Source organism: Bradyrhizobium sp. (assembly GCF_049519115.1).
GTDB lineage: Bacteria > Pseudomonadota > Alphaproteobacteria > Rhizobiales > Xanthobacteraceae > Bradyrhizobium.
In genome coordinates this window covers 12,994-25,000 of the sequence record NZ_JBEKRB010000033.1, presented here as the reverse complement: position 1 = coordinate 25,000, position 12,007 = coordinate 12,994, and the positions used below count along the sequence as shown (strand labels likewise).

Here is a 12,007-nt window from a genome sequence, read left to right as displayed (position 1 = left end):
GAAATGAAATCATCCTCATTGGGATGATGGCGACATGGAAGAAAGAGTTGGACGAACTACCCGTCTTCCTGCGCGCCGTCGCCTTCACAAGCCGGATGTCCTTGTCGGTTCCGTTGACGCGGGCGAGTTCGCAACGGCGATAACCAGCCCGTGGAAGACAACAGCAGAAGAATGCCCTCGTCGGGTTGAGACCCTGGCTGGAGCCTTGCACCGTCACTACAGCAACGTTGTCTTCACTCGTCGTTGCGGCCGGGTTTCGCAGCGGAAGCATGATCCGGCAGGAGGAAATGCCGACATCTCCGCAAAATCGAAGATCTTGCTTTCTGCAACCCGTAGTGGGCGGCCGCCAACTTCGCATTAATTTTCGCGCCCGGGCCAATACGGTGCATGGAGCGCTGTACGGCAGCGGCCGCGATCATGTTCGGCTCGTCAGTCGACACGGTTAAATTTCGACTAATTGGTGCTCTGCGAAAAGAACAGTTAGAAAAATGCCGCGTTTCGAGCGACATGCGCGGTCTCGCATTCCTGCCGTCGATGCTCTCGGCAATGTGACTACGTAATTCTCCGGAGCAAGGTGGCGGCTTACCGTTTTCTTTACGACTTAATTTACGGCGCCCTGCTTTGATCGTGCGACCGGAGCCTGGACAACACAGGCTTTCTTCACCAATCGCACCATCTTGCAATGATTCAGACCCGCATAAAGGAATTCTTGCAACGATTGACGCCTCCGACGCGCAGCAATCTGCTGGAAGAGTTGGAGCGGCTGGAACTTTGCGGCGCCGAAATACCCGGCGCCGGCGAGGTCATGGAGACGTTGCGCGCCGAGTTTCGCGGCGGCGGACAGACCCAAAAACGCAACAGCGCTCCAGCGCGCTATTTTTTTGCGCCATTAGAGCCGTTGCTGGTCGAAGGCTCCCCTCAACACGGCACGACGGGCGGAATCCAGCGCGGGTCGTTATCGGCGATCTGGGAGTGGGTCAGCCGCGATCTCTTGCCGACGATGGCGCGCGATTACGTGAAGAACGTTACCGACCTGATTGCGTCGGACAAGCAGCGCGAAGCTCGTCAGGCCGCCACGACATTCCAGACCAAAGTCGCCAAGAGCATGGAGAACATCCTCTCCTCGCCCGACAGCGCCGGCCAGATTCGCAGCCGGCTTGCCTTCTATACAGCCTCGCCGCTCGCCTTCGACGATCTGGCCAAGATGCTTGGCGCGCTCCGCGCCCGCGACGAACTCGCGAAATTAAACGAGGCGCTGCCGGCGAAGCTCACCCGCTTTGAAGACGCCGAGATTGCCAAAATCGCGCCGCTGTTGGACGCGTTCGCCAAGACCCGCCGCGAGCAGGTTCCCTTCGCGCTGATGCTGGTGGCCAAACGCCTCAAGCCCCATTGGCAATTGATCCATCTCGCCACCAAAGCCGCGTCGAACAAGACCGCGGCCAGTGTCGCCGCCACCCCCTATGCGGTCGCGGTCGCGATGGTTCTGGACCGTCTGGAGGACAAACGCGGGTTGTTGCGCCTTGCGCTCAAACAGGAGCGGATTCTGGTCGCCAAGGAAATCCTGGTCGATATCTACGACACCGAATTCGCGCTGAGGGTTCGCATCGATCAGTTCGCGGAATCCGATTGGGGACGAAGGTTGGACGCGCTGATGGCGTCGATCACCGAGCTCGTGGAAAACGAGATCAGCCGGTTTCCCGACAATGTCGGTCACGTGCTGGGATCGCGCCGCTTGCGCCGCCAAAATACCCTCTCCGGCCGGCTGACCTATTGGGCGTGGAAGAGCCGCGATATCGCCAATGATGGGGTCGCTCTTTGTAAAGAGATCCTCGGCAGCTCGGAAAAATCCCGCGCCTGATCCGCCTGCGTCGCGGCCAGCACGGTCATCTCACCGATAGCGGCCGCGCCGATGGCCGACGATACCCCCAAGGATATCTCCGCCTGACATCAATCACGATGATATCAGCTTGAAAACTGCGTTGGCCCGGCGATGATGGCAACATGCAACATCATGCAGCCGCGCGACGACGATGTGGTGCGGTTTGATGATCCGGGCGGGCTACAGCGAGCAGCTGAAGTTCGGATGTCGAGGCGCTTTGGACGAGTTCGCAGCAGCCGTCCGGGGCGGTGCCAAAGCATTCGATCGAAGCAAGTAAACCGCCTGACGGAATTTAAGCTTTGAGTAAGGGTACGATGGTAGCTATCTGAACGCGGATCAAGCTGACTGGTCAGATTTTATGCCATTGGTGTTGAATTAAGTCGCTCGGTCGCATATTTGTCATGATTGCGAGAGGATTTGTCATCCCTCGTAGAGGGGAAAACCCTCGGGAGAGACGTCCATGGCCAGACCCAGCCTGCGCGAGAAACTCGCCAGCAGCGCGGTAGATACGCTGCATACGCTCGGCTTCAAGGGATGTTCGATCCAGGACATTACCGAGGCCGCGGGCGTCCCCAAGGGGTCGTTCTTCAATCATTTCGAGAATAAGGAAGATCTCGCGATCGACGCGTTGCGGCGTTATCTCGAAGGCACCCGCTCGGACATGTTGTTCGACGAGAGTGTCGCGCCGCTTGAACGTCTCAAAGGCCATTTCAAGTTCTTGTCGGAACGCCTAATTGATCAGGGTTTTGAACGCGGCTGCATGCTTGGGCTGTTCGCGACGGAAATGGCCCGCGAATATCCCAAGATGCGCGAAGAGCTACGGTCGGTGTTTGAAAGATGGTGTGGCGCCGTTGAATCGGTGCTGCGCGAGGCGCAGGCCAAGGGCGAGATCGATCCCCGCCATGACGCAGGCGAACTGGCGCGTTTCCTGGTCAATGCCTGGGAAGGCGCGACCATCCGGCTCAAGATCACCAAGGACCGCGAGCCGATCGACGACTTCCTGAACACCGCCTTCAAGGCGCTGTTAAAGTGAACGTGATTTAACTCCGGTTGACATTTCAAGCTGACTGGTCATATTGACTGCATTGCGTTTCTGTAATGGAGTTTGGGTTTAGTACGCCCTGATTTCAAGGTGACCAGTCACCTTCCTTTCGAGAGAGGCGTATTATGATACCTGAAACCATTCGGATAACGCGTTAACCGAGAGAGAAGCATCATGCTGAAATTCATCCCGAATACCCGCATTTCGAGCCTCGTTTTCGCCTCTTCCGCTTTGATCGCGCTGATTTCCGCGGCTCCGGTTACCCCGGCGGCGGCGCAAGGCGTGCCCGCCGGTCTCCTCCGGCTCGACTCTCCGACGCCATCTTTGAATGCCCAGGCGAACCTGGTCGATGAAGTCCAGCAGCCGACGAAGTTCCGCACCCACGTGCGCAAGCACCACATCGCCCAGTAATTCAAGATAACGGCGTCGCAGATCCTCCCGCGACGCCGAGCGGACCCCTCTAAGTGCGATGGCTGCCCCTCTTGCCATCGCACTCTTTTTTGTCGCAAGGCCATTGCGGTCGAAGGCACCGCATTGCGGCAATCCGGTCTCGCCGACGAAGGCAAGCCCGCAAAGAAAGCTCTCCCCTGCGTCGGGATAACAACGTCCTCACCTAGTGGACATGCTTGGGCAGGAATTCGAGCATCCGCGCCGCGATTTCATCGACCTTCTCGTCAAGCGCGAAGTGACCGGCGTCAAGCAGGTGAATTTCGGCGTCAGGGACGTCGCGCTTGTAGCCTTCGGCTCCGGCCGAGATGAATGAGCTGTCGTAACGCCCCCAGACGACCAATGTCGGCGGATTGTACTGGCGGAGCCACGCCTGCCACGCTGGATAGGAAGCCACATTGGTTCGATAGTCGTAGAGAAGCGGCTCGAGAATCTCAGGCTCGCCGGGCCGCGACATGAAGGCAAATTCCTCGAGCCAGATTTCGGGATTGTAGCGCTCGGGATTGGGGCTGCCGCCGGCATGGCGAACTTTGGCGGCTTCGAGCGAAGTGAACGCAACCGCCACCTCCGGATGCGCCTTGGGGTCCGCCCAATATTCGGCGATGCCCTGCCACTTGACGCCAAGGCCTTCCGCGTAGGCGTTGCCGTTCTGGATCACCAGCGCCTGCACCCGCTCGGGATGCGCGAGCATGATGCGGTAACCGACGGGAGCGCCATAGTCCTGCAGATAAAGGCTGTAGCGATTGATCTTGAGCTGTTCGAGCAGCCCATTGATCGTCGCGGCCAGGTGATCGAAGGTGTCGGTGTACTGCGAAGGCAGCAGCGCGTCGCTCTGGCCGAAGCCCGGATAATCCGGCGCGATCGGATGATAGCGCGTTGCCAGCAACGGAATCAGCGTGTCGTACATCCGCGATGACGACGGAAAACCGTGCAGCAGCACGATAACAGGCGCGTCCTTGGGACCGGCCTCGCGATAGAACACGCCAACACCACCGACCTGGGTACGGTGATAGGTGGTCGTGGCCGAGGTCGAAGGCAGCGCGGAAGCAGTGGAAGCGCTGGCTACGGTCAGCGCCAAGGCCGTCGAGATGGCTGTCGCGATATATTTGGCTGGGGACATCAGATTTTTCCTTCCAGGCGAATTACCCAACCCGAAGCCTGCCTCTTCTCATCCGTCCGGTGAATACGCTAAGATTGAGACCAATCTTCTCGTATTATGAGAAAGTGGATGGACCGGCTCGAAGCCATGTCGATGTTTCTGACGGCCGTCGAGAAAGGCAGCCTGTCGGCCGCGGCCCGTGAAATGCGCGTTCCCGTGCCGACACTCAGCCGGAAGGTCGCAGACCTCGAGGCGCAGCTCGGAACACAACTGCTGACCCGCACCACCCGTCAGCTCATCCTTACTGATTCCGGCGTAGCCTATGCGGAATCGGCACGGCGCATCCTTGAACAGGTGGATGAAGCGGAACGCCAGGCGGCGGGCGAATTCACGACTCCCAGAGGAGAGCTGGTCATCACTGCGCCCGCGCTCTTCGGCCGTCTCCATGTCCTGCCGGTGGTTGCCGACTTCCTGGCGCAGTTCTCCGAGGTCAACGTCCGGCTCATGCTCGGGGATCGCAACGTCAATCTGGTCGACGATCAGATCGACATGGCTGTTCGAATCGGGAAGCTGCCCGACAGCGGCATGATCGCGACGCGCGTAGGATCGATGCGCCGAGTGGTTTGCGGAAGTCCAACGTTGCTTAAAAGCCGGGGCATTCCTCGAACACCGGAAGAATTGGCCGGGACGCCATGTGTGACGAGCATCGGGGTTCAGACGCTCGGATCCGGATGGCGCTTCCGCCATCCCGGAACGGGCACCGACACTGAAGTTGCGATCTCTCCGCGGCTGGCGACATCAGCGGAGGCAGCCGTAGATGCCGCGCTTCGGGGCGTCGGCTTCGTGTGCCTGCGCCATTATCAGGTCGTGGACGACATCAAGGGCGGAAAGCTTCGGATTGTCCTGGAGAAGTATGAGACCGAACCGGCGCCGGTTCACCTCATCCATGCAACCCGCGGTCAGATGCCGCTCAAGATGCGCCGCTTCCTCGACTTTGCGGGGCCACGCCTGCGGAAAGCACTGTCGAGGATCGGTTCAGCCGCGTAACTTGACGGAATGGCGAAGCTTTCCAGCCAACGCGGGAATCCTCACTGAGTCATCTTGCAATCCGTGCCGGCCGGAAATGCGGTTGCCGCGGGCACCGTCGCCAGGATGTTGTACCAGGCATGCGGCTCCGGAAGCTCGGCCGATGCTCTGACCTTTGCGACATAGAGGTCATGGACGACCATATGATCGCTGGCGCGAAACTCTCCGCCGTGGGCAAACAAGTCATCGAACTTGCGACCGTCGAGAACGTGAATAACAGCATCGGCATCGGTGGTGCCGGCGGTACGCACGGCATTCAGCCACTGCGTCGTCGCCGAGTAATCCGCCGCTTGAGCCGCGGTGGGCCGGCGCCCGTCATGCGCGGCGGCGAAGCGATCAGACCATGCCCGGGCCGTCGGATCGAGGTTCCAATACCACGGCACGGTCGCGACCAGGCCAGCGTAGCCATCTTTAATGCGATCGACGTCAGACAGATAAAGCAGCCCCGTGGTCGTGATCGCCGAAAGCTTCGCCTTCGTCACCGCAGATACAACGGCATCGTCCTTTGCACCGGCGTTGATGACCGCGACCACGTCAGGTTTCAGGCCCCGGACTTCCTCGATCACGGCCGCGTAGCCATCTTCCGTCGGCGGCGTCAAAAAGGTCTTCACGACCTCGCCGCCATGCGCCGTGATCTTCGGCGTCATGGTCGCAAGGCCAGCGCGGCCGAAGCCGCTATCATCAGCGATGAAGACCCAACGCTTGCTTTGTGCCGCTAGATAATCTGAGGTCGCGCTTTCAATGGCCGTCAGGTCAAACGAGTAATGGTAGAAATAGCGGCTGCATTCGCCTCGAGTAAGCGCGGGAGAAGCTGATCCGGTGCTGATTGCGAGCTTACGCCGTTCGGTCGCGACCTTGGAGATGGCGAGCGCGATCGGCGCATTCTGCACATCCATCAGCAGGTCGGCGCCGGCGTCAAAGGCCTGCTTGGCAAGCACCGGTGCTTCCGCGGGCTTGTTGTGATCGTTCAAGGCATCGATGATCACGGGCCGCCCCAGAACCGTCCCGCCGAAATCTTCGACCGCCATCCGCGTGGCATCGACGCCGCCATGTCCGGCGCGCGCATCGTAAATATCATCGTCCTGATCGGAAATCACGGTGATCCGGACGGGGTCGGCAGCCAGCGCGGCGCCAACCAAGCCGGAGGACGCGAAACTACACGTGACGAGCAACAGAACTTTTAGCCTAGCAAGCATGCGACTGCCTTTCCGGTGCGACCAAGACATCGATGTCAATAACCATGGATGAAAAAGGGCTGATGACACGGTCATCTCAGTCCTTATGGGCACCTTCGATGTTGGATCATCGTGGCGGCTTGACGCAAGAAAAACGGCTCAAGATCCGTTGAACACATGGTGAGCGCAGGCCCTCCATCTGCCCGGCCACAGGATTGTGGACCGGGCCCGTGGCGTATCCGAACGTCTTTATTTCGTAGGCTCAGTCGTCGACCAAAGCACGGTGCTGGCGCCCTTCTCGTAGGCCATGCCCTTGGGATAGCTGATCAACTCCATCTGCATTCCCCACGGGGTGAGGAAATACAGAATCGACTGACCAGCCGCGGGACCTTCATTGACCGGAATCGGTCCTTGCATCGTCTTGACGTTCTTCGAACGCAAATACTCCGCCGCCTTCGCAATGTCGTCGACATAGAGTGCGATGTGGTGGCCGCCGTAATCGCTGTTCTTGGGCTCTGTCTTGGCCTGGTCGGGCGACTGGTACTGGAACAGTTCGATGTTCGAGCCGTAGCCGCAGCGAACCATGACGATCTGCTCAATGACGGCGCGCGGATTGACGTTGACGGCATCCTGCATGAACGTGCCCTTGTCGTCCATGAATGGCCCGAACGACATCGCATGCTTGCAGCCGAGCACATCGGTGAAGAAGGCGGTCGCCGCTTTCACGTCCGGCACGGTGACGCCGGTGTGATCGTGGCCGCGCAAGCCGGGAATGGAATCGGCCAGAGCCGGCGCTGCGGAGGCGCCGAATGCGAGCACAGCGGTAGCAAGCAGGTATCTCAACTTGGTCATGATCGCTCCCTTTGGTTTTGTAGCTATTGAACTTGATCGACTAGCCGGGCGACGCGAGTTGCCGTTCGACCCCCTTGGGGTCGTGGGCCAGCCCTTGCGCCAGCCCGCGCGCCATCTCGCCGACGTAAATCTCCTCTTCGCCCGCCTCGAACCCATCGAGGATTTCCTTGGCGGCATCCGCCGTCGACATCTTCGGGATGCTCAGCATCGCCGTCATCCGGGTATCGATGGCGCCGGGAAGTGCGGCGGCTATGCGGACGCCCTTTGGCGACAGTTCGCCGCGCAGGCCCTGGGTCAGGCTAAGGCCGGCCGCTTTCGACGCGCAGTAGGAGCCCATGAACGGCAAATTGACCCGCGCCAGAATGGTCAGGAGGTTTAGCACCGCGCCCTTGTTCTTGATCAGCACCGGCGCAAACGCCTTGGTCACGCGTAACGGAGCGAGATAGTTGATCTCGATCTCCTCGCGCGCAATCGCGACATCCGGCGCCACCAGGAACGCGGTGTTGTGGTTGACGCCGGCATTGTTGATCAGCAACGTGACGTCGCCCGCGGCAGCGACGGCTTTCGCCACGTCATCGTCCTCGGTGACATCCATCTTGATCGGCACCAGCCCATCGGAGGCCTTGAGAGACGAAACATCGCGCGCCGCCGCATAGATCTTGGCGGCGCCACGCGCATTTAGTTCGGCAATGAGCGCCTGTGCAATCGCGCCGGTGGCGCCGGTGAGGAGAACGACGGAACCCTTGATGGTCTCGGTCATGCGGCTGATCCTTGCTGTTGGGGGGTGGCAAGCGGAGGCGTATCGTCGAGCCAGCCCGGCTCGACATCGGGCAATGGAATCGCGGCGAGCAACTGCTGCGTATAGACATGCTGCGGAGCGCCGAACACGCGCGCGACCGGCCCGTATTCGACGACTTCGCCATGGTACAAAATCGCGACGTCGTCGCAGAGCACCCGCACCAGCGACAGGTCATGGCTGATGAACACCATGGTGAGACCGAGACGGGCGCGCAGTTCCTTCAGCAGCAAAAGAATGTGCGCCTGGGTCGAGACGTCGAGGCCCGAGACGATCTCGTCGGCGACGATGAAATCGGGCTCGAGCGCGAGCGCCCGCGCAATGCCCGCGCGCTGGCGCTGACCGCCCGAGAGCTCGTGCGGATAACGGTCGGCGAATTCCGCCGGCAGGCCGACCAGATCGAGCAGCGCGCGCGCGCGTTCGCGCTGGTCTCGTTTTCCCTTCAGCCGCCCATGCGCGCTTAACGGTCGCGTCAGCGTGGTACCGAGCCGCAGCCGCGGATTGAGCGAGGATTGCGGGTCCTGGAAAATCATCTGGATTCGCGCGCGCAACGGGCGCAATTCGACGTCGCCAAACCCACCGATCTCGACGCCATCGAACTGGATGCCGCCGGAGGTCGGCTGGAGCAGCCGGACCAGCAAACGGCCCAGCGTGGTCTTGCCGGAGCCGGATTCGCCGACAAGGCCGAGCACCGATCCGCGCGGCACGGCGAGGTCGACGCCTTTGATCACCTCGCGCAGGCTGGTTTTGCGAAACAGGCCGCTGTGTTGCGGATAGCCGAAACGAAGACTGCCGGTGCGAACCAGAATGTCGCTCATGCCGGCACCGCCGTGGCCGGACGGTCGAGCCTGCGCGCTTCGGACCATAATTGCTCGATCAAGGCCGGCGGCACCGGCCGCAAGGTCTCCGCCGGCCGATCGGCCCGCGGCGTCGCCGCCAGGAGCGCGCGCGTATAGGCGTGGCGCGGGCGCATCAGCACGTCGGCGGTCTCGCCCTCTTCGAGCACGCGGCCGGCATGCAGCACGCTGACGCTGCGGCAGATCTTGGCGACGACGCCGAGGTCGTGGGTGATGAACAACACCGCGCTGCCGTGACGCTTGCGCAATCGTTCAACGAGCTGCAGCACCTGGCGCTGCACGGTGACATCCAGCGCCGTGGTCGGCTCGTCCGCGATCACGAGCGAGGGATCGCAGGCGAAGGCCATCGCGATCAGTACCCGCTGCCGCATGCCGCCGGAGATCTCGTGGGGATAAAGCAACAGCACGCGCTCCGGCTCCCGGATCGCGACCTCGGTCAGGAGTTCGGCGGCACGCAACAATGCAGCCCGCTTCGATAGATCCAGATGATGCCGCAACAGGCTGCTGATTTGCGCGCCGACGCGCTTTACTGGGTTGAGCGATGTCATCGGGTCCTGTGGAATCAGCGCAATGCGGCGGCCGAGCAGGCTGCGCCGTTCGACCTCACGCATCGCGAGCAGATCGCGGTCCTCGAAAGCGATACGGCCGGATGTGACGGTCGCATTCGCCGGCAACAGCCCGAGCACCGCGCGGCCCAGCATGGATTTGCCGGCACCGGACTCGCCGACCAGCCCGCGGACTTCACCCGGCGCGACCTCGAGGCTGATCCCGCGCAACACGTTGGCGTCACCGATGGCGACCTTCAGGCCTTCGACGGTGAGCGTGGCGGTCATGAGCGCTGCACCGGATCGAGCGCATGCCGCAAACCGTCGCCGAGCAGGTTGAGGCCGATCACGCTCAAGATGATGCAACCGATCGGCAGCGCCATGATCCACGGCACCTGATAGACGATCTGACGTCCTTCCGCGATCATGCTGCCCCAGGTTGGCGTATCGCCCGCGACCGAAATCCCGACAAAGGACAGGATCACCTCGACCAGGATCGCAATCCCCATCTCGACCGCCAGCAGCGTAACTAACAATGGAACAAGGTTGGGCAGGATTTCCAGCCATAGCACCTTGGCGCGGCTCAAGCCGATCGCGCGCGCCGCAGCCGCATAGTCGCGGGTCAATTGCACCATGGTTTCGGCGCGCACCACGCGGGCGAATCGAGTCCAGTCGATCACGACAATCGCCACGATCACCGAGGTGAGACCCGCACCGATCACCGCCGCCAGCACGATCGACAGCAGCACCGGCGGAAACGCCATCCAGACGTCGACCAGCCGCGAGATCAGCTGATCGACCCAGCCGCCAAAACTGCCGGCGAACAGGCCAAGCGCAACGCCGATCAACGCGGCAAGCGACGCCGCAATCAGCGCTACCATGACCGCGATGCGCGCCGAATAGATCAGGCGCGACAGCACATCGCGGCCAAGACTGTCGGTGCCAAAGATAAAGTCCGGATCGCCGCCCTGCAGCCACATCGGCGGCAATTGCGCCGACAACAGATCCTGCTCAAGCGGATCGTGCGGCGCCAGCATCGGTGCAAGCAATGCGGCCAGCACCAGTATCGCTGTCAATGCCGCGCCGATCCACAGACGCGGGCCGCCACGTTTCAAGGCGGCGACCAATCGCGACGGTGGGGTGGCAGGCGACGTGATCGCGATATCAGCCATCATGTCAGCCATGGCGCAGCCTCGGGTCGAGCAGCGCCACGACGAAATCGACGATGAGGTTGAGCGCGATGAACATCACGGCGAACGTCAAGACCAGTCCCTGGATCAGCGGAAAGTCGCGGTTGATCACGGCATCGATCGCCATGTTGCCGATGCCCTCATAGGAGAAGATGCGCTCGACCAGCACGGTGCCGCCAAGCAGCAGCGTCGCCTGCACGCCGCCGAGCGCAACCGTCGGGATCAACGCGTTGGGAAAGACTTCGTGGAGCAGGATCGAGGGGCGCGAATAGCCGCGCGCGCGGGCGATCTGGGCGTAATCCTGGTCCTCGGCTTCCGCGAGCGAGGCCTTCAGCAGGCGGGCGATGATCGCCGCGAACGGCAGCGCCAGCGCCAGCGCCGGCAGGATCATGTGGTGCAGCAGCGCGTAGGCGATGTCGAAGCGGCCGGTCAAAAGGCTTTCGATCAGATAGAAGTTGCTGCGAAGATTGATCTCGACCTGGGGATCGATGCGGCCGGAGATCGGCAGCAACGGGATCAGCACGCCGAACAGAAGCAAAAGAATCAGCGCCCAGAGGAAATCCGGAATCGCCAACAACACGCCGACGGCGCCGTCGACCGCCCACTCGGCGCGGCGGCCGCGCGAAAAGATGCCGGCCAGCGCGGCCAACACGCCGATCGCAACGGCAATCATTGCCGCCAGCAGCGACAATTCAAGCGTCGCCGGCAGCCGCGTCAGCAACAGGTCGAGCACGCCCTGGCGGATGCTGATCGACCGGCCGAAATCACCGCTTGCGACCTGGCCGAGCCAGATCGTGAATTGATGAAAGATCGGCTGGTCGAGGCCATACATCGCGCGCAACCGGACGATGTCGGCTTCCGAAGCGCCCGGCGGAATCATCATCGCGATGGGATCGCCGGGCACGACACGCAGCAGCACGAACACGATCACCGCCACGCCGAACAGGGTGGGCGGCACGAGGACGAGTCGCCTGATGATCTCGCCCCATCGCATCGCTATGCGTTGCTCCCTGTGGCTACCCTAGTGGTCCGATTCTAA

The 12,007-nt window shown here is 61.6% G+C and carries 13 protein-coding genes; 4 read left to right on the top strand and 9 right to left on the bottom strand.

Annotated features, from left to right (window positions below; translation table 11 throughout):
- Positions 1–233: 233 nt before the first annotated feature.
- Positions 234–509, bottom strand: coding sequence for a hypothetical protein (locus ABSE61_RS22860; RefSeq protein WP_423873409.1), 276 nt, complete (start codon positions 507–509; stop codon positions 234–236).
- A gap of 173 nt (positions 510–682) precedes the next feature.
- On the opposite strand from ABSE61_RS22860, the gene ABSE61_RS22855 reads away from it, so the two are divergent.
- From ABSE61_RS22855 to ABSE61_RS22845, 3 genes are all read left to right on the top strand, one after another.
- Positions 683–1,858, top strand: a complete 1,176-nt coding sequence (locus tag ABSE61_RS22855; RefSeq protein ID WP_423873408.1) for a hypothetical protein — start codon at positions 683–685, stop codon at positions 1,856–1,858.
- Positions 1,859–2,339: 481 nt separating this feature from the next.
- Positions 2,340–2,912: a TetR family transcriptional regulator C-terminal domain-containing protein gene (locus ABSE61_RS22850; RefSeq protein ID WP_423873407.1), complete on the top strand. Its 573-nt coding sequence runs from the start codon at positions 2,340–2,342 to the stop codon at positions 2,910–2,912.
- A 183-nt stretch (positions 2,913–3,095) separates the two neighbouring features.
- The gene (locus tag ABSE61_RS22845) at positions 3,096–3,332 is read left to right on the top strand and encodes a hypothetical protein (RefSeq protein ID WP_423873406.1); all 237 of its coding nucleotides are present in this window, start codon (positions 3,096–3,098) and stop codon (positions 3,330–3,332) included.
- Positions 3,333–3,534: 202 nt separating this feature from the next.
- Here ABSE61_RS22845 and ABSE61_RS22840 read toward each other — a convergent pair whose 3' ends face one another.
- Positions 3,535–4,488 carry an alpha/beta fold hydrolase gene (locus tag ABSE61_RS22840; protein WP_423873405.1) on the bottom strand — a complete coding sequence of 318 codons (954 nt, stop codon included), beginning with the start codon at positions 4,486–4,488 and terminating at the stop codon, positions 3,535–3,537.
- 108 nt (positions 4,489–4,596) lie between these two features.
- Between ABSE61_RS22840 and ABSE61_RS22835 the strand changes: the two genes are divergently transcribed.
- On the top strand, positions 4,597–5,514 hold the full coding sequence (locus tag ABSE61_RS22835; RefSeq protein ID WP_423873404.1) for a LysR family transcriptional regulator: 918 nt from the start codon (positions 4,597–4,599) through the stop codon (positions 5,512–5,514).
- 41 nt (positions 5,515–5,555) lie between these two features.
- Here the strand turns inward: ABSE61_RS22835 and ABSE61_RS22830 are convergent, their stop codons facing one another.
- From ABSE61_RS22830 to ABSE61_RS22800, 7 genes are all read right to left on the bottom strand, one after another.
- Positions 5,556–6,749, bottom strand: coding sequence for an ABC transporter substrate-binding protein (locus ABSE61_RS22830; protein ID WP_423873403.1), 1,194 nt, complete (start codon positions 6,747–6,749; stop codon positions 5,556–5,558).
- A gap of 228 nt (positions 6,750–6,977) precedes the next feature.
- The gene (locus ABSE61_RS22825) at positions 6,978–7,580 is read right to left on the bottom strand and encodes a VOC family protein (protein ID WP_423873402.1); all 603 of its coding nucleotides are present in this window, start codon (positions 7,578–7,580) and stop codon (positions 6,978–6,980) included.
- 40 nt (positions 7,581–7,620) lie between these two features.
- The gene (locus ABSE61_RS22820; protein WP_423873401.1) at positions 7,621–8,340 is read right to left on the bottom strand and encodes an SDR family oxidoreductase; all 720 of its coding nucleotides are present in this window, start codon (positions 8,338–8,340) and stop codon (positions 7,621–7,623) included.
- A complete protein-coding gene (locus ABSE61_RS22815) occupies positions 8,337–9,194 on the bottom strand; it encodes an ATP-binding cassette domain-containing protein (RefSeq protein WP_423873400.1) in 858 nt (285 codons plus the stop codon). The genes ABSE61_RS22820 and ABSE61_RS22815 overlap by 4 nt, the downstream gene beginning before the upstream one ends.
- Positions 9,191–10,066, bottom strand: coding sequence for an ABC transporter ATP-binding protein (locus ABSE61_RS22810; protein WP_423873399.1), 876 nt, complete (start codon positions 10,064–10,066; stop codon positions 9,191–9,193). Before ABSE61_RS22810 ends, ABSE61_RS22815 begins: the two co-directional genes overlap by 4 nt.
- Entirely contained in the window at positions 10,063–10,950 is an 888-nt protein-coding gene (locus tag ABSE61_RS22805; RefSeq protein WP_423873442.1) for an ABC transporter permease, read from the bottom strand. The genes ABSE61_RS22810 and ABSE61_RS22805 overlap by 4 nt, the downstream gene beginning before the upstream one ends.
- A gap of 4 nt (positions 10,951–10,954) precedes the next feature.
- Positions 10,955–11,962 (bottom strand): ABC transporter permease, encoded by a 1,008-nt coding sequence (locus tag ABSE61_RS22800; RefSeq protein ID WP_423873398.1) that lies wholly within the window; start codon positions 11,960–11,962, stop codon positions 10,955–10,957.
- Positions 11,963–12,007: the final 45 nt, after the last annotated feature.

Excerpts from the sequence above, each read along its gene's own strand:
- ABSE61_RS22860 (WP_423873409.1), bottom strand. The coding sequence starts at position 509 with ATGTCGCTCGAAACGCGGCATTTTTCTAACTGTTCTTTTCGCAGAGCA.
- ABSE61_RS22855 (WP_423873408.1), top strand. The coding sequence starts at position 683 with ATGATTCAGACCCGCATAAAGGAATTCTTGCAACGATTGACGCCTCCG.
- ABSE61_RS22850 (WP_423873407.1), top strand. The coding sequence starts at position 2,340 with ATGGCCAGACCCAGCCTGCGCGAGAAACTCGCCAGCAGCGCGGTAGAT.
- ABSE61_RS22845 (WP_423873406.1), top strand. The coding sequence starts at position 3,096 with ATGCTGAAATTCATCCCGAATACCCGCATTTCGAGCCTCGTTTTCGCC.
- ABSE61_RS22840 (WP_423873405.1), bottom strand. The coding sequence starts at position 4,488 with ATGTCCCCAGCCAAATATATCGCGACAGCCATCTCGACGGCCTTGGCG.
- ABSE61_RS22835 (WP_423873404.1), top strand. The coding sequence starts at position 4,597 with ATGGACCGGCTCGAAGCCATGTCGATGTTTCTGACGGCCGTCGAGAAA.
- ABSE61_RS22830 (WP_423873403.1), bottom strand. The coding sequence starts at position 6,749 with ATGCTTGCTAGGCTAAAAGTTCTGTTGCTCGTCACGTGTAGTTTCGCG.
- ABSE61_RS22825 (WP_423873402.1), bottom strand. The coding sequence starts at position 7,580 with ATGACCAAGTTGAGATACCTGCTTGCTACCGCTGTGCTCGCATTCGGC.
- ABSE61_RS22820 (WP_423873401.1), bottom strand. The coding sequence starts at position 8,340 with ATGACCGAGACCATCAAGGGTTCCGTCGTTCTCCTCACCGGCGCCACC.
- ABSE61_RS22815 (WP_423873400.1), bottom strand. The coding sequence starts at position 9,194 with ATGAGCGACATTCTGGTTCGCACCGGCAGTCTTCGTTTCGGCTATCCG.
- ABSE61_RS22810 (WP_423873399.1), bottom strand. The coding sequence starts at position 10,066 with ATGACCGCCACGCTCACCGTCGAAGGCCTGAAGGTCGCCATCGGTGAC.
- ABSE61_RS22805 (WP_423873442.1), bottom strand. The coding sequence starts at position 10,950 with ATGGCTGATATCGCGATCACGTCGCCTGCCACCCCACCGTCGCGATTG.
- ABSE61_RS22800 (WP_423873398.1), bottom strand. The coding sequence starts at position 11,962 with ATGCGATGGGGCGAGATCATCAGGCGACTCGTCCTCGTGCCGCCCACC.